General features: G+C 34.3%; 17 protein-coding genes. 9 read left to right on the plus strand and 8 right to left on the minus strand.

Annotation, left to right across the window (positions count from 1 at the left end; genetic code table 11):
• Positions 1-46: 46 nt before the first annotated feature.
• From istB to ACNHOZ_RS27640, 5 genes are all read right to left on the minus strand, one after another.
• On the minus strand, positions 47-805 hold the full coding sequence (istB, locus tag ACNHOZ_RS27620) for an IS21-like element helper ATPase IstB (RefSeq protein ID WP_221817256.1): 759 nt from the start codon (positions 803-805) through the stop codon (positions 47-49).
• Positions 802-2,349 (minus strand): IS21 family transposase, encoded by a 1,548-nt coding sequence (gene istA / locus ACNHOZ_RS27625; RefSeq protein WP_205663343.1) that lies wholly within the window; start codon positions 2,347-2,349, stop codon positions 802-804. Before istA ends, istB begins: the two co-directional genes overlap by 4 nt.
• Positions 2,350-2,894: 545 nt before the next feature.
• A complete protein-coding gene (locus ACNHOZ_RS27630) occupies positions 2,895-3,536 on the minus strand; it encodes an ABC transporter ATP-binding protein (RefSeq protein ID WP_255906760.1) in 642 nt (213 codons plus the stop codon).
• A gap of 1,497 nt (positions 3,537-5,033) precedes the next feature.
• Positions 5,034-5,696, minus strand: a complete 663-nt coding sequence (locus tag ACNHOZ_RS27635; RefSeq protein WP_255906761.1) for a hypothetical protein — start codon at positions 5,694-5,696, stop codon at positions 5,034-5,036.
• A gap of 246 nt (positions 5,697-5,942) precedes the next feature.
• The gene (locus ACNHOZ_RS27640) at positions 5,943-6,332 is read right to left on the minus strand and encodes a hypothetical protein (RefSeq protein WP_255906762.1); all 390 of its coding nucleotides are present in this window, start codon (positions 6,330-6,332) and stop codon (positions 5,943-5,945) included.
• Positions 6,333-7,293: 961 nt separating this feature from the next.
• Between ACNHOZ_RS27640 and ACNHOZ_RS27645 the strand changes: the two genes are divergently transcribed.
• From ACNHOZ_RS27645 to ACNHOZ_RS27685, 9 genes are all read left to right on the plus strand, one after another.
• Complete coding sequence (locus tag ACNHOZ_RS27645) at positions 7,294-7,452, plus strand: hypothetical protein (RefSeq protein WP_155404447.1); 159 nt, start codon at positions 7,294-7,296, stop codon at positions 7,450-7,452.
• A 113-nt stretch (positions 7,453-7,565) separates the two neighbouring features.
• Positions 7,566-7,916 (plus strand): helix-turn-helix transcriptional regulator, encoded by a 351-nt coding sequence (locus tag ACNHOZ_RS27650; protein WP_241097493.1) that lies wholly within the window; start codon positions 7,566-7,568, stop codon positions 7,914-7,916.
• A gap of 259 nt (positions 7,917-8,175) precedes the next feature.
• A complete protein-coding gene (locus tag ACNHOZ_RS27655; RefSeq protein ID WP_255906763.1) occupies positions 8,176-8,433 on the plus strand; it encodes a hypothetical protein in 258 nt (85 codons plus the stop codon).
• On the plus strand, positions 8,433-8,924 hold the full coding sequence (locus ACNHOZ_RS27660) for a hypothetical protein (protein WP_447697404.1): 492 nt from the start codon (positions 8,433-8,435) through the stop codon (positions 8,922-8,924). Before ACNHOZ_RS27655 ends, ACNHOZ_RS27660 begins: the two co-directional genes overlap by 1 nt.
• A gap of 1,132 nt (positions 8,925-10,056) precedes the next feature.
• Positions 10,057-11,340, plus strand: a complete 1,284-nt coding sequence (locus ACNHOZ_RS27665; protein ID WP_447697405.1) for a replication protein — start codon at positions 10,057-10,059, stop codon at positions 11,338-11,340.
• Positions 11,341-11,447: 107 nt separating this feature from the next.
• A complete protein-coding gene (locus ACNHOZ_RS27670; RefSeq protein ID WP_447697406.1) occupies positions 11,448-12,200 on the plus strand; it encodes a plasmid stabilization protein in 753 nt (250 codons plus the stop codon).
• Between the two features lie 22 nt (positions 12,201-12,222).
• Positions 12,223-13,092, plus strand: coding sequence for a hypothetical protein (locus tag ACNHOZ_RS27675; protein ID WP_447697407.1), 870 nt, complete (start codon positions 12,223-12,225; stop codon positions 13,090-13,092).
• A gap of 161 nt (positions 13,093-13,253) precedes the next feature.
• Positions 13,254-13,871: a hypothetical protein gene (locus tag ACNHOZ_RS27680; RefSeq protein WP_098804228.1), complete on the plus strand. Its 618-nt coding sequence runs from the start codon at positions 13,254-13,256 to the stop codon at positions 13,869-13,871.
• Positions 13,872-14,679: 808 nt separating this feature from the next.
• On the plus strand, positions 14,680-14,904 hold the full coding sequence (locus ACNHOZ_RS27685) for a helix-turn-helix domain-containing protein (RefSeq protein WP_047933701.1): 225 nt from the start codon (positions 14,680-14,682) through the stop codon (positions 14,902-14,904).
• A gap of 149 nt (positions 14,905-15,053) precedes the next feature.
• Here the strand turns inward: ACNHOZ_RS27685 and ACNHOZ_RS27690 are convergent, their stop codons facing one another.
• Genes ACNHOZ_RS27690 through ACNHOZ_RS27700 form a run of 3 tightly spaced genes read right to left on the minus strand, consistent with a single transcriptional unit; the run spans position 15,054 to position 17,190 of the window.
• The gene (locus tag ACNHOZ_RS27690; protein ID WP_447697408.1) at positions 15,054-15,749 is read right to left on the minus strand and encodes a hypothetical protein; all 696 of its coding nucleotides are present in this window, start codon (positions 15,747-15,749) and stop codon (positions 15,054-15,056) included.
• A complete protein-coding gene (locus tag ACNHOZ_RS27695; RefSeq protein WP_447697409.1) occupies positions 15,746-16,879 on the minus strand; it encodes an FtsK/SpoIIIE domain-containing protein in 1,134 nt (377 codons plus the stop codon). Before ACNHOZ_RS27695 ends, ACNHOZ_RS27690 begins: the two co-directional genes overlap by 4 nt.
• A gap of 11 nt (positions 16,880-16,890) precedes the next feature.
• A complete protein-coding gene (locus ACNHOZ_RS27700; RefSeq protein ID WP_097825505.1) occupies positions 16,891-17,190 on the minus strand; it encodes a hypothetical protein in 300 nt (99 codons plus the stop codon).
• Positions 17,191-17,593 lie beyond the last annotated feature (403 nt).

Raw genomic sequence — 17,593 nt, forward strand, 5'->3', positions numbered from 1 at the left:
AGTGAGAAAGAGCCGTCGAATTTTACACTTTTTGCTTATTTGCTTTTTACACTTCTGCTGAAAATACACTTTTTCGATGTTTCATTCGATAACTATCTCCATCCATATGAATGACTTCTACACGATGAAGTAAACGATCTAAAATTGCAGTGGTAATTCCTTGATCTCCCATTAATTCACCCCACTGTTCAGGGCTTTTATTGGATGTGAGAATGATGGAACTTCGTTCATACAAATGATTAATTAAATGAAAAAACAAATTTGCTTCTCGCTGATCCATTGCCATATACATTAAATCATCAATAATGACCAGATCGGCGCCTCTTAATCGCTTTAGCTGCACTTTTGATTTATTTAGAAATTCTTCCGTTTTTAAAAGATGAATAAGCTCACCCATAGTTACGAAATAGACGTTGAAACCTCTGTGAATAGACTCAATTCCCAAACCGATTGCTAAAAATGTTTTACCAACGCCTGGCGGTCCCAATAAAATTAAATTATACTGCTGCTCAAGCCAGTTTAGCTCTGCGAGCTGGGTCAATTGGCGCCCCGTTAAAGCTCTTTGCTCTTCTAAATTAAATTCACTTAATGACTTCACGTAAGGGAAGTGCGCCCACTTCATTCTTCTTTCTAAACTCTTTACTTCACGTTTTCTCAGTTCATAACGTGTGATAGATTCAAGAAATTCTAAATACGTCCAAGAAGATTTTTCAGCCTCACGTAGGAGCTTTGGTAGCTCCTCAGCTGTTTCCGATAACCTTAATTGGCGAAAGTGCTCCTGCAAGTCATTTACAGTCTTATTCACTGTGGTTCACCCCCTAAAATACTTGTGTAAGCAGTAAGGGAGCGAGTTGTCACTATGATGTTGTCTTTACCTGAATGTTTTATAAAGGGAGGCTTCACCTTTTGGGTGCATTCAGTTTGTAATGCATCTTGATGGTTTGCGATATCCCGAAAGTCATTGGCGCTGTAAAGTTTATCTATGATGCATTTAGTCAAAGTGTCTTCAATCCACATTGGGTATTTCTCAATGACGTTTTGAATAATTATGAGCTGATCACGCCGATACCGTGGGTATCTTAAACAAATTTCATTTAAATAAAAAGTTGCACGTTCCTGATCTTCAAAATGTGAAACCAGTTGTTTCTTAAATTCTTCAATACCTTTTGAGCGATCCCGGATATGATGTAGATGTTGAATAAGCTTTCCCTTTTCATTACTAATGCTATGTTCAGCAATTACTTCTCCCTCTAACTGTTTCCGGATAATCAGCGTTGGCGGTTGGCTCGAAGTGACTTCAATAAAAACCTCATTATCAGAGGCTGCACTATACGTTCCGAGAGGAACGGAATAACGGTTTGATTTGAACCGTATTGTATTGTCCTTACTAATATTCCTTGTTATACTTGGGGTAATGACGCTTTCATATGAAAGTGGTGAAGAGACGGGCTGTAAGTGTTGCTTTTCGACGGGGAACACTTCAGCTGGTCTTTTTTTCGTTGTCTGATGAACATGTTGATTTCCAGTGCGATGTAGCCACTGTAACGCACGGTTATTCCAATCTTCAATATTGCTAAATACTCGGCTATCTGCGAAATTTCCCTTTATGTACTTTACAACATTCTCAATCATTCCTTTTGATTCTGGGTCTGCCTTACGACATAAATGAACTTTAAACTTACGCTCATTTACATAGCTTTGAAACTCAGAAGTTAAAAGTAGCTGACCTGAATTTTCGCTTACTGTAATTAAACGATCCTGATCATACACAATTTCTTCTGTACGTCCTCCGTAAAATTGAAATGCATTTTCATGACATCGAATGGCATCATTTGTTGTAAAAGGCCGGTCCTGCCACTCCATGTATTTGTATCGAGAGTGAGCTAAGACAAAAGCGATGAAATATAGTTTGATTTCATTCTTTTCAGTTGTCTTCTGTTTCGTTTCTCCCCAATCCACCTGGATTTGCTTACCCATAGGTTGTTCAGGGATTGCTTCATATTGCCGAATTATTACTTTTTTCTCAATCTGATAAATCTCCCGCATCTCTTTCACATATGCTCTTACTGTACTCTCGCCCACAACTAAATCGGGATAACGCTCTAGGAGCCAATCGTGGATTTGTGCTGCACTGAGATGAGGGTATTCTTCAAGCCAAGCGATAATCCAATCCCTGTAGGGATCCAACTTCTTACCTTTACCTTGAAGCTGTTCCATGTATGCTTTTGTCTCTTCAAATGTCATTTTTAAATATTTATAAACGGTTGGTCTTGATACTTTGAGCTCCTGTGCAATTTGAGATACTTTAAACTTCCGTTGATGTAGTTGTTGAATATTTAAATAAAGCATTAACTTCTCCTCCAAGACGCTGTCCCCCCAGTAAAATAACACATTCTATTATTTTACTAGAGTTCTAGCTTATTGAAGCAAAAGTGTAAAATTACATTGAGCAAAAACTGTCAATTATATTCTAGCGTTTACAACTATTCTATATAATAAGATTTTTATTCTGTATATGGCTATACTTTATGTCATTTATGAGAATTAATTTTATGGTATTATTTTCTATAAAAAGAAGCTTTTTTTAGGCGTAAAGGGAGTCAATTATAAAGGAAGTTAGCTTTAACTCTAAAAAAAGACCAATTACTATATACCTGGATTAAATTGTTTGAAATAAATATTGTTGACAGGAAAAGGAACAAGGGTATGAACTAACAAAAATGAGGAGTACAACTATAAAAGGCATAAAGGAAGAAGGACTAAATTTTAATCATTATTTATAGCTAACAGATGTAGTATATCTTTCTAAAAGCGTTTTTTATTTGCAAGCACACAAGTAGGACAGCCGTTTAAATACCTAAAAATATTGGCTATCCTATTTGTAATAATATAGTTTATTCACTTTGACAGATTACTTTAGCTTCTTCAATTTCATAAACTATGTCACAGAGTTTCGTAATATCTTCTTGATTATGGCTTGTAAAAATAATGGTCTTCCCATCTCTCTTTAATTCTAATATGAGGTTTCTAATAGATTCCACGCTTTTTTTATCCAATCCATTAAAAGGTTCATCTAAAATTAATACTTCTTGATTTTCCATTATTGCTTGTGCAATAGAAAGTTTTTGTTTCATCCCTAGAGAATAATTTTTCACTTTTTGTTTTAACTTCCAGTCCAATCCTACCCTTTCCATTGTATCCTTAATATTCTGTTCAGAAATAATATTTTGAATGTTAGCTAGGCGTTTTAAATTTTCGAAACCTGTTTTACTTGCAAGGTAAGCAGGTCTATCAATAATCACTCCAAAAGAGTTAGGGAAATCTTGTTTCTTATCCATAAAGTCTTCATGAATATCAATTTTTCCAGAATCGGGTTTTATAAAACCACAAATCATTTTAAAAAGAACGGATTTACCTGATCCATTGGGGCCAACTAAGCCATATATTTTCCCTTTTTGAAATTCTATATTTATATCATTAAACAATTCGATATTATTAAACGTTTTATTTACGTTTTTGACACTAATAATGTTCATTAAGCTCCTCCTATATTTAGGAAAAAAATATTTTTCTTGTTTAGTAAAAGTTTTACGATAGTTAATTCAATAAAGATATATAACAGTAAAATAGATGTTTTAGATAATACAATCGAATAATTACTAGACAAGTAACCCAGACTGTTTAAGGCCGATGGAAATATTCCATATGCGTTTATCATTGGTAGCCCTAAAACAATAGTAATTCCAGAGATTAATAGAATGTATCCAATTTTTCTAGTAACGCATATTACAATAAATAAGATTAAATTGTAATTAACGAGTTGTAAGAATCCATTGATTGTAAACTGATAAGCTAATATCCCAGCTGTTATATGAGTACTACTCGTAACGTGATTTTCTAGTTTTAAATTAATGCTTAAGCTAATCAAAAATGTGTAAAGAAATAAGAAAGCAATAATTGCAAAAGAACTTATAATCATCCTCAAGAATACTTGTTTGAACCACCTATCAAAAGACTTATGTCTTATTAATATATAGTAGATGTCTCCATTAAACATATCTAAATACTTATTTTGGTTAATAAATGGATAGGCGAAAAAAACAAGAATAAAAAACATGTACGTATATAGTGAAAAACCTTTTGTAGAAACGCCATAATATTGATAGTAAAAATTGTCCCAGACAGTATAAGATGTCTTAGGAATTATAAAGCTTTGAGCCAATATACAGCCTGAACAAAAAATAATAAAAACTGTAGCCATCATAGTTTTATTTTTAATCATTTTTTTAACTTACCTACCAATAACAGTATAATCATTAAAGTAATATAAGTAACAATAGGATAAATATAAGAAAATAGCCAAGTATACGCATATGAGACAGATATATAATTAGCTATATTGAGATATGGAATATTTGTGAAAATCTTAAAGGAAATAATAATTCCAATAAAGATAAACACTCCAAGACTATACACAACCTTATACTTAGGAATAAACAAAAAAAGGACTGCTAGTATAAGGTATACATCTAATAAAAAAAAGAGCAAGTAAATGATTTGAGCTATTGCATATAATACGGGAGTATTCGTTTCACTTAAGTTGTAAGACATATTACTTAAGATGTCTAAAGATGAATATTTACTCCATTCTATTGAAAAAGGAACCCCAAAGCTCATCCCCAAGATTATTACAATAATCAACCCTTGTAAGATTATTGCATATAAGAAAGTTTGAGTAAGTCCATACCTTAGCCATCGTCTGTAACTAGAAAGTCGGATAAATATATTTTCATTCCAGCTATCATTTATTAATTTAATAGAAATAACGATCCAAATTGGTAAAATAAAATATATTATAAAAAAAGGATCCGATAAGAAAGTAAAAAAGATGTCCCACACGTTATAATTAGCGTTATATTCAATAGCAGAATCAACTACCTGATTCTTAATATATAAGCTGTAAAACAAAACAAATATTATAAATATTATCCACCTTGTATTGGATAAATAGTCTATTATTTGTTTTAAATACTTCATATTGTATCTTCCAAACTGTTAATCTTAAATTTAAATACATATATAGATAGGAATATATTAATTAAAAATAGGACAAATACAGTAACACAAGTTGTAATGATAGGTTCTTGTTCAATACTAAATGGAAACACAACATCTGCCATTCTAAAAGGTGCTAAAGTATCTGAAAAGCTAAATGAAAACGTGCCTATTAAGTAAAATAATACAGGAAATGCAATCCCAATTAACTTGTTTTTAAAAAGTAAAACTGTAAAGAAACCCAAAGAAGAATATAATACAGCATTTAAACCAACCCAAAATGAAAACACTAAGCCATACGCAAAATTACCATATTTTAAGAACTGGGTAAAAGTATTTCTAGTATATGAATCTAATATAAGGCTCTTACCAGAAAGATGATAAACTTCTGGATGATACTCAACCATATTTAAAGATGGTTGAATGTAAAATGAAAATATAAACAGGTTAAAAGTAAACAGAAAAAATACGATAAATGTTAGGAAAACATTGCTTAGTAAACTAGATCCTAAAAGCGTCTTCAAAGGTGCTCTCATTCTCTGATAAACCATAAAACGATTGCTTAATAAGTTTGAAAATCCACCTACGTAGACTATAATTGTCAAAAAGACAAATATTAAAGGCAATATTCCTTCAAACATAAATGTATAAACGTCTAATGCATCCCTAAAAATATAAGAATCATGTCTTAGAAAAAAAATTACATAAGGGTATGCAAAAAGAAGAACTAAAAAAGCAAAGAATTTTATACCTAAACTGTTTTTAACTTCCTTTAAAAAAAGATTTCTAATAATCTTAATAACATCCTTTCTATAAATTAGAATATTTTCAAAACAAGAGCTTGGAGTGAAAAATCACTCCAAGCTCTTTATTATATAATATCTTAATTAATTACTCTTCCATTTTGTGCCCATTGAAATATTAGGACTTGTCAGATCTGAGCTATACTGTAGTTGAGTAGCATGGCCAGCTTTAACTGGATTAGGAATTGCATAACTTCCCGTATTTACGTTTCTTACCCAAGCCCCTGTACCTTGACCTGCGCCGCCAATAGCTCGAACATCAATAGAGTTCTTTTTACTAACACTAGTAACCTTTAAATCAGAAGAAGCATTAGATTTAGATTTATTTTGAGTACTAGACGTAGTTGAACCATTATGGCCCGGAACAGATAGATATTCTGTTTTAGACCAAGAAGTACCTGCATTAGCTACAATACTTCCAGATAAAGCAATACCTGCTACAGTTAAAGCAGTTAAGTTTTTTTTCCAATTCATTAAAAACATCTCCAATTTTCTTTATTATGTTATTTCGCCTAACAAGTATACATTTTTGGAAATTTTATTACAAGTGTTTCTTTATTTACATAAAATTAGTAATATTCAATAAATAATAGTTATGTATATATTAAATTTCAATAGTTAAGTTAATACATAACAAAAATCTTCCAGAAAGTTAACTTCCAAGCAAGCTTAAACTTTCTTCCACTTATGATAGGTCTTCATATACTTTTATAATCCCTTTTGATAGAATAAATAGAATATAAATCAAAATTTTACAATTAAAAGTTTCAAATGTGCACATCACTTCTTAGCGAAAATAAACAACAAAAGGACGATTATATGAACAAAAAAAGTCAATCAGGCCCACCAGATAAATGGGATATATTTTTTACAATTTTTTTGCCTGTTTCACTAGTAATAGGTTGGATCGTTACTATTTTGGTATGGATTGCAGAAATGAATAAATAAAAAAAGGCGTTTGGCCATTCCAACGCCTTTTTTTATTTGTTCATTATTATTACCTTTGGCTTAAATTTGTTGGCATTCAAATGTATTTATATTCTCTCTTTAAGTTGTTCTGTTTTCTTCGGGAATTTCTCGATCTTATAAATCACTATTTAATAATATTTATATAAAATTCAATATTATTAAAATTAATGTAAAAAATGAAATTATGCTCAGATATCCATCTGTTTTTATCTTGTAGCCTTTGAATTTATACTTGTATATGCTCGTAAGATTAACAAAGCTCTTGTAGGAATACGTAATCGCAACCAATGCACCAATCATAACAATTCTAGTATCTGGTGCAGATAACTAATGAAAAACCTTATAGAAAGTCCTTGAGTAATTACTTTTCCACGTGAACAACTGTTGATTTTAGGAATTATTTCCTTTAAACTAAATGCAAGTCACTCAAATGAGTGACTTGCATTTAAAGAGTGTGAGGGATTATATGACTAAAACACCATCCGGATTTAAGCGATTAAATGCTGACATTCCTGAGGAATTGTTTAAAGAATTTGCAAAGAGGTGTATTGAAGAGGGCGTAAGCAAAAAAGAATTTCTTGTTCAACTTTTGGAGAAAGAACTCTTTAAAGATTCAAAGAAGTAAGGAAAAAAACAAAATAAAAGGGCACTTTCCCTGCCAGGAAAGCACCCCATGTAGAACTCGTAAGGACCTCTATTATAACATGGGTTGCCCTCAAAAAACAGGAGGGTCTTATTATGGAACAAAGCGAAAAACTTTTAATGGGAATTGAACATATTTTGAGTGTAGCATCTGATTTAGTTGATGAAGTTGCTCGACTAAAACGTGTAGAAGAAGAATGCAAAATCCTTAAAGAAAAAGTATTTCTTAATCAATTTACCGTTGCTGAACAACAAGTTTTCGAGCTTGCTTTAGATGGATATTCTGGACGGGAAATGCAGTTGATTCTGTCTAAAGAAGAAGCCACAATCAAATCACAAAGACAAACGATTATACGCAAATTAGGTGTATCCTCCATGAAAGAAGCCGTTAAAAAATTTCAACATTTAGAGTACGAATCATCAAGAAAAATTCTTCAATCCCAATAAACTGACGTGACCTGCAGAGGGACTTCATATCGTCAGAATATACACAAAGAGTCACCTGTAAAGGAGACTTTATATCCACACTATATACCCAGAAAGGAACCTTAAGGTGTGCACCTAAGCAACTTTCGTGGTATCACGGTGAAGCTAGGCTCTGCCTAGCCCCACACACCCTGTGGGGGCAAAAACCCCTTATGCTCTTCAGTATGTTTTTTACACTGTTTATGTTGATCCAATAAAAATACAGAAAAGGAGAACCAACATGGAGATTAAAGTGAGAAATGTATGTCCGGTTGCTGTGAGTAAAGTAGATCGTTTAGCCAAAGAAAAAGGTCTTTCTCGACAAGCTTTTTTGAAAGAACAAATTGAAACATTATCTATTATGGAAGAAGTAGAAAAGCAAGAACAAGCTATTGATGATTTGTATGATCGAACCATAGAGACAATGCAAAGATGCTCAGATGCGATGACAAATATGGATCGTACATTCAATAAACTCTTTGGGGAGGATGACGAATAATGACCGCAAGCAAACACAGAAGAATGATTTCTTTGAGTGAAGAGGCTGATGAATATCTTCATAAACATATGAAAGAGAGAGGCTATCGTTTTCCAGGGGACGCCATTGCAGATATCATTCGAAAATATGAACGATTAAAAAATAATGAGCCTGATGAAACATTTTTAGATACTGCTACAATTGACGCAATAGGTCAGGCTTACCTGAAAAGAGCAAGTGGATTTTATCAGTACTTAGGCGATGAGTTAAGTGAGGTAAAAGAAACGACAAAGAACACACAAATAGATACTCGAGTATTAATGGAACTTGTTAATAATTTATACGACCAATTAAATATTCAGAAGTTTAAGTCCACAGAGTTCGGTGAAACAGAGGCTACCAAGAAGGCCAAAAGAGTTGCGCTACACAAGATTCAGGAAGAAAAAATGCATTTCAGGGAAAAAAGAAAACGAGAAGAAGCAGAAGAAATGGACCATTTATTTGAAGATTAATCGTAGCGTTTATAAAAGCAGGCCAAGGCCTGCTTTTTCTGCTTCTATACTATAGTGAGATGAAGAGTTCGAGTAGCTAAGTTCAAAAAGGCCATGTATGAGTAAATTTAGCTTTCATGCCTATGTCCTGATCGATACATTACATTTGTTTTATAGGTGAACCCCTAAGCTACGTAGTTTATTGCTGAAACTTTTAATAGTCATTGGGAGCTTCTAAAAATAAAAAAATGGTATAAACTATTCAAAAGACATTAAAGAGGCTTATACGAATCGTACAAGGCTTCTAGAGCTATCTTAAAAACAAGATGACACATACGATTCCCTCTCACAAACGATATAGTAAAAATTAAATGAACTATATAGTAGCGCATTGCTTTTTACTAACTCCAAGTCGTTTACCCCTCTATTTCAAAATCTCAACACAAGAGTTTAACTTAGGATCAACTTATAACTTATATATAAGCTTCTGTACTACCTTTAAAGCTCAATTTATTCCCCTGCCTTCATAGTTAGAAGCTACTCATACCATATTATGAGCATATTGAACAGGGTGATTTTTTTCTCACTCCATCCACCAAAAAGGATTAGAAAAAATCACCCTACCCAGAATAGCTATTTACCCTTATCATTAAAAGTGTACGAATTACCAAGCCTTTAACGTTATAAAAATGCAGTATTATAACATACTTTTAAATACTTAGGGAGGGGTAAAAAAATACCCCTCCCCAGATTCCACAAATTCAGCTATGATGAAGTCGACTCCTAAAGAAATAACAAACAGATCGTAGCTAAAAATACTTGTTTTGATATATTTTGCTAATTTTTATTGAATTATGAGACTAGTTAACGCTATAATAAAACTAACAAAAACGTGCGGATAGAAAAAAGACTTCAACTGTTTAAGTAGTGTACCACCACTCTTAAACCGTTCCCCCTAGTTACGGTAGGGAAAACACTTGTCGAAGTCTCTTGTTAATAGAGTTAGTTTTTCTATAAAATAAAACTTATGTTTTTATTTTATATGAAATTGACATCTATTTCAAGGGCTTAGTTCATCAAAATCACGGCATTGTTTTCCTTTCTTCAGGGAAACAGTGTCTTTTTTGTGTTCCTTAAAGGAGAAGATGAACAAATGAACAAGATATTAACTTGCTATTTACCAGATGTAAATACCTTCAACGGACGATTTAAATGGTTGTGGAAAGAAAAACCGACCCTTCGCAAAAAGAAAGAAGCGTTTATCGAAACACTTCGTACTTATTTTAAACAACAACAAGAAGCCTTACATAAAGTATTCCCTAAAAAACGTATGGAAATGTTAGATTACGTGATTTATAACCTTGTTGCCACAGGCATTCAAGCGATTCACTCCAAAACACTGATGGAAAAGTTTGATGTATCCCAAAGTACTGTTTCTCGCTTTGTGAAATCATTAAAGGAAACACCGTTTATGATCGTGGCCCGTTATATCAAAGAAGATACGACAGGTGCTCATCCTGATAGCTATGTGTTTATCCTTAAAAACCATAAGAATTTTGATCAAATTTGTGAGGAAATCTTTTTTGCACACGATACAACAGGCATTCAAACACTTCAAAAAGAAGAAATGACAACTCCTGTGACAACTCCTGTGACAAGTCCAGAAAGTGCTAAAAACGTTGATACACCAAGCTTTGAGGACGAAAAAGCGTCGTCCCCCTTTATTAACCTTGATTTACCTAAAAATCATTTAAATAATCATTTAATATCTGCTTCACAGTCGTTTGCTTATATCAAAGGTGTGCCTAAGAAAGTAAATAATGTGTATGCAGGTAAATATGGTCATCAACTAAAAGCTTTTTATGCTCGTATTCAAAATGCAGCAAAAGCAGTAAAACGAGATACAGAGATTGAGATTGTCAAAGAACACGTACATGAAGTTGCTTATACAGCCATTGTTGGTTTAGATAAATATGTCCATGAAGCGAATCACAAGGGTGCTCCCCTATCACTGGATGACATGTGCCGTCTTGTTTATCAAATTGCATTCAATCAATTTACAAAGCTACTAAAAGGGAATACAGAACAACAAACATCTGAGTCAGACATACATACTGAAGCTAAGACAGCTTTATTTACGCCTAAACATATCATCCGCAAGGAATTGGTTCCTGCTTGGTTAAAAGCTGAACAGGAGCAAAATGAGTGTACACAAGAAGAAACTATTTCTTTGGATCAACAGCTTGAAATGATTCAATTAAAGCAAGATTTAGGGCAAGAACTAACGCCAGAAGAAGAAGACTTACTCAAAGAGCACAGTTCTACGTACAGTTTGTTAGAAATGGCGCAGCTAAAACAGGATCTAGGACAAGCCTTAACACCACAGGAACAAGCTTTATTGCACCAACAGGACCAGTTAAAAGGATCCGTTTCCTAATTCAAAAGCGAAGAAATCCCTTGGAAGCCGATGTTTAATAAGAGTATTATTATTTAGAACATACTTCTAAATAATCAATATATATAACTACGTAGGAGGAGATCACGATGCCACATAAAATGACAATAACAGGATCTGCGACAGGACCATTACGAGAATACGATCGCTACGTTGCCTTTGATATGCGTGAAAAAGGTTCACCTGCTGCTCCTAAAGGACTGAAGAAGAGTACGTTTATTTCGTATACCGTATTTGTTGCAAAGAAAGCCTTTAATAAAACCGGACTAACAAAAAAGAGTATTATGCATGAAAAAATCTTGATTCAAGGGGAACCAACGTTAGATATTCCCATTGACGAGTGCCCTGGGGAAATTGGTATCATCTGCTTCCAGATTACCGTTCTCCCGAATAAAAACGATAAAGAAGCCAATGAGTCAAAAGATAAGAAAGAAGCCCAACAAGAGGCTTCTAAGGCTCAACAAGAGGTTGCAGCTACTAAGCAGGAAGAAAAACAAGAGTCTGTAGCAAAAGAAGCAAAAACGGTACAGCTAGAAGTGAACGAAACACCTGTTCAAGAGAAAAAGGCTGCACAACCAAAGCAGCAACCTGTTCAGCCAAGAGGGACAAAGGATGTTGTGAGTTTTGATGACATTATCGCTCCTGAAGCCTTCTTAAAGACACGTCCAAACCCTGTGAAAACAGAAGAAGTCATTAAATTTGTGAAGCGTACAGGACACCTTGACAAGCCGTTAACGATTGAGAAAGAAACGAAGGTTTTAAAGGATGGCTATCGTCGTTATATTGTGGCCAAAACCATGAAAATGGATAACGTTCCGGTTGTCTATGAATATCAAAAATAACGTACGATCTAAGGAGGCAGCTATGAATACTAAATATATGCCAGAGTATGGGCTGCAAACATGGGCTTATCATCTAACCTTGTGTTGCCCTTATGATTTAGGTCATTTATCGCCAGATGATCGAAGATACAATATTTACGTGGCTACTCTTATACCAAAATTAAGTATAGATGAAGATTCTGTCCAACTCTTTGAAGATTATATACGTTTTGACGTAATCGTTGGAACAGGCGAACATACTACAAGGGAGACGCTTGACGTTTCCGTCTTTCCAAGTGTTATCCCAGGATTTGATCACAGAAAATTTGAATTTAACTATGAGAAGCCACGTAAAGCAATGGTATTCACAGGTTGGGAAAAAGGTGTTATCGAGTTAAGTCTTCTTCAAGTCTATCGTGAGCATTCAAAGTATTACCTAGATACAGAGATCGTTTATATTGGGCAGGCATTTGGAGAGACTGGAGAACGCCTTCCAGCTGAAGAGTTAATGTCTGATCCTACTTTACAGAAGTTAGAAGCAGATATTTTACGTGAACATCCAGAAAAAGATCTAGCCCTTCTATTATTGGAGTTCAAATCACAATTATTAGAGGAAATAGACAGTGAGGACGAAGATCTACTCGAACTACAAGAAATCACAGAGAATCCGCCTCTGGAATTAAATAATCAAATCATAGATGTAACGGAAGCAGCTCTAATTAATTATTTCAAACCTGATTACAATAAGAAGCTTAACAATGATTTTCCTAGTATAGAAGATTCCGGCTTACATTATCGTTCCGTCACTGTACAGGTTCATCCCGATATTATGGGATTAAAGCTATTCTCAAAGGAAAAGACATACCTATCAAATGAGCGCATTGTCTCTCCTCTTTTACATTCCAAAATTTAAGAGAAATTTTGGAGACCTATTGTTAAGTTTGTAATAGGTCTTTTTTTTATTACCAACAAACTAAAATACTACTCTATATAGTTGTTATTTTGTTATGATAGAAAGGATTGTACTACTGCTATAGCGAAACAAACAACAAGTGAAATCAAAGGAGGGTCGCTATGTCCAGTGAAGATAATTATTCAAAAGTGTATTATTCACCAAGCGATTTGATTGCTATGCTAGCTATAAAAGAATCTACTTTACGGAAGTATGCATATCAGCTTGAAAGAGCCGGATGGAGTTTTGGTAAAAACGATCAAGGTCATAGACAATATAGTGATAAAGACATTATGGCGATTCGAAGATTAATTAGTGCTAAAGTTAACACTAGCATGACGCTAGAACAAGCTGCAAACGAACTCGTACCAATACTTAAAGGAGAAGGTATAGCAGTACCCGTTACGGCAAATCAAACACAAAGTGACCAGCATAATGGTGATATGGCAGCGTTGTCCAAACGTATAGATGAACAAACAGAACTAATTAACAAACAGACTGAGTTCATTAAGTTATTATCAGAACGTCTTGAAGAACGTGATACATATATACAAAAGAAATTTGAAGAACAGGATAAAAGGTTAATGGATCGCGATAATCGGCTTATGGAAGGTATAAGAATGCTTCAAGAGCAACGGGAAGAACAGAATGAATCCATGAAACTTATCGCAGCTGCTACAGATAAATTAGAAGAGCAAAAGAAACAAGGTTTTATCGCTCGTTTGTTTGGGAGAACATAAGGGAACGGTATAACCTCTTTTGTTACTTGCATAGTTAAACAAAAAATCTAAAATGCGTTTCATAAACCCTTTTTAAATCTCAGAGGCAATCTGAGGTTTTTTGTTTTTTTTATAATAGCACAATCTTTTTTTCTGCGTTATAGCGATTAAAAGGTGTTTTTTGATAAAAATTACTCGTTATAGCGATGTGTCGGTTAATGAAGTTTGTTAAAATAACGTTTAATGATATTTGTAGCATAACCCGTTACAACCATTATAGCGTTATACAGATAGCATAACGATGATATATCACCGTTTTAGTTGACCTTTAGTTCAACATAAATTAGATTAAACAAAAATTTTACTATTGTTAGTTAAACCCATTAATCTATTAAGTTCACTTATTCGATATCAAAATGTGCTTCTTATAACTCAAGTTTAACTTACGATCTATTAGGTTCAACTTGAATCATTAATCATATTTTTGTGTATATTTGGTATGATTACTTGGAATAAATATAAAAAATGAAAAAAATAATATTCCAATATAAAGATAGCTTTTTAATCATTTTCCATCTTTTAAATAGTTAAAAATCAAAACATAACCATAACAAAGACCGCCCATTATGTATTAGTGTATAAGGCGGTCTTAACTGTATTCATGCTATATGATTATTCCAAAAATATCGACAAGATACACAAATTGGCTTAATTTCTTCTATTCTATTCGAAATTTGCCTCTTTATGCCCACTTTTTGCTTCACCTAGATGATAGCAGGTTAAAATAGGTGAAAATTGGACAGGATAATAGAAAAGGAGTGATGTAGAAATGTTACCATGGAATAATCCAAAACGTAGCAAATTTGGCAAGTGGCTAGACAGAGAAGGTATTGAGCAAACAGAGTTTGCAGAACGGGCAAAGGTTTCACGTAATACCGTTTGGCGCTTGTGTAATAAGAAAGATTACATACCGACACCTAAAATACTAAAAAAAATCATAGATACGGTGAAAAAAATTGATAAAAACAAAGATATCAACGACTTTTTCAATTAAAAAACCCCATGTTATTTAGTTATAACATGAGGTTATGGTTCGCTTGGAAAAGTAAACTTCGTTCCAATGTTGCTATTTAAACGTTAATCTTCTAATCTTTTTTAGGAGTATAATCTTAATCTTCGTACTTTCTAATGTAGCCGTGATAATTATGTTAATTTGATCTTAACTCCACCAGAAGAAACATTCGTTCTTGATCTTGCTTCTTTTTGCGATTTTGCAGGACTCTTGTATTTCTCCATTAGTTCATGAATACTTGTTACCTGTATAATGCGGATATGGTCTGAAGACACGGCATAACGAACGGGTGTAATCAAAATGATGGAAGGGAAAATGGCTGATCGGTCCTCTGGCTGCCAATGTAGTGCCTGCCATTCATCCGAAAAGAAAAACTCTTCATAGAGGTTAATCTTCGCTTGCATTTTCTGTTCTGAATACTGATTTCGTTGAATTTCAATCCAAAAAGGAGATCCTTTAAAAATACAAAAGAGATCCGGTTCAATCCCTCCTTTTCGTCCGGTGGGCTTATCTTCGACGATGACATTCTTAGGCACACTATACGTACACATTTGTTTATAGACGTCCAAGATAGAAAGGAAATGTAATATTTTTTGAGAATTCTTTTTAATCTTTGCATCCACAGGTAAATAGACGGTTGGAGAATACTGCTGTGTGCGTTCAATTAACCCCAGTCGATACAAACGTACCATCACACTATTACACGCATTTACGGGCGATTTAAGGTGTTTAAAGAATAGGTCAACGAATGAGTCTCGATCAACGGCTCTAAACTGGTCAATAAACGCGATGATGTCTTTATCACGTTGAGATAACCGGAAACTCATCGCTGTTCCTCCTTCTCTAATAAACCAAAAATAGACTGTGATACCACTTCAAGTTCTGGTTCAGGATCTTTCACGAGCGTTTTATAAGGCGAAAGTAGTTCCTTACAAGCTCCTTCATCTAAGAAATAAGCTTGGAACTCTTTGACCTCATCAATTTTAATTTTCATGCGCCCTCTAGCTGCAGCATCGATTTCTTCAGCACCGATTACTCCTGCAACCTTTGCATTTATCCCATCGGCCTGCCTTCCAGAGATCCGAACCCGTAAATTTGCTTTAAGTGCTGAATTCAACAAATCGGCATCAGGACGCTGCATGGCAATAATGGTATGAACACCTAAAGCACGACCTTGACTCGCAAACTGTTGGATCATCTCTACAAGATCCGTTTCTCTTTTCACGATGGACATTTCATCAATGACCACAACGATACGAGGCAGCTTAAAAGGTAGCCTGCTGATATGAGTGACCCCATGCTCTAACAATAAATCGCCTCTTCGATACATTTCAGCTCGTAATAAAGCAAAAGGTTTTCTCATGTCCTTTGCCTCAAAACAAAGCGCATCCACATGCTCAATCCCATGAAATAGCCCCAAATCTGCTCGTTTAAGATCCACCAACACTAAGCGCAATTCTTCAGGGGAGGCATATTTTACCCATGTTGTGAGGATCACACGCATGAGACTGCTTTTTCCTGCTCCAATTTCACCCGATATTAGCAAGGTTTCCAGATCCGCAAAGTCCCATGAAATGAAGTTTCCATAGATTTCTTGACCAATACAGACAGGCAGCTCCATCTTCTCAATGTGAGGATAGATTGTTTCATAATCATATTTAAGCATGGTAGGTAAGTCTTTGTGATGAACGGTAATACTAAAGTTTTTTAAGCTGCCATTCACTTCAATATTGCTGCCTAATACTTGTCGTAACGCCCATCTCTTTTTATTTAAAAGGTCAGGATCAATGCCATTAAGTAAAGAAAAGGCATACCGAGTATAGTTATTCTGGTGATCGATCTTATGAATTTTCGGAAATTGATAGGAGGTACGATCCCCATGCTTTATGACTCTATAAATTTCTGCTGTACGAAACGCTTTAATAAGCATTCCACGCAATTTTAGTTTCTCAAACATCTAACCCCTCCTCAAAACATAAATGTCGCAAAGAAGTAAAGTAAGGCTCCATAAAAGGTAACGGGCAAGATAAACCGCATCACCTTTTCAAACTGACCGGCAAGATCCATCGCACCCCATCGATTTAATACCTGTTCAATGAAGGCAATTCCTAAAACAATCCCTCCTACGGTTAGAATGGTAGGATCAAGCATAGCAACTGGACTAAAAGGAACAAACGAATAAGCTTTAAAAGGACGAGGTTTTATGGAGGAGCTTAAAGAAGGTTTATGGAGGAAGTTTCGAAAGTCAAACCATTGTGTTTTTCTCATGTGGGTACCTACTTTCATTCTTTTTATTTTTTCGCCTTTCATGTCTCAGTTATTTCAGCTCAACACATCCGGTCGCACCCTTCGCCTCTTCGGCTCAGCTCCCTTACAGATTCCATGAAGAGCTTTACTAAACGTATATAGCTTGTATTAATGCGGTAACATTAAATAAATAGATACTGATTAATGAGTGAAGTAGTAACTCCTTAGATACTATGTAGCTACAGCAGCAAGGTTGCGTGTCTACTCCTAGAAATAAAAAGAAATGATACCACAGTAGGTAATGATTATAGAATACTTTATCTTTTTAATGTTTCTGGAGCTTGGACTATGGACATTTATTTTCATCAGGTGGAGCTTGATCCTGATCTTGTTCTTATCTTGTCTTACTTTAGGGTATTTCTAG

Source organism: Priestia sp. D51, assembly GCF_053345675.1.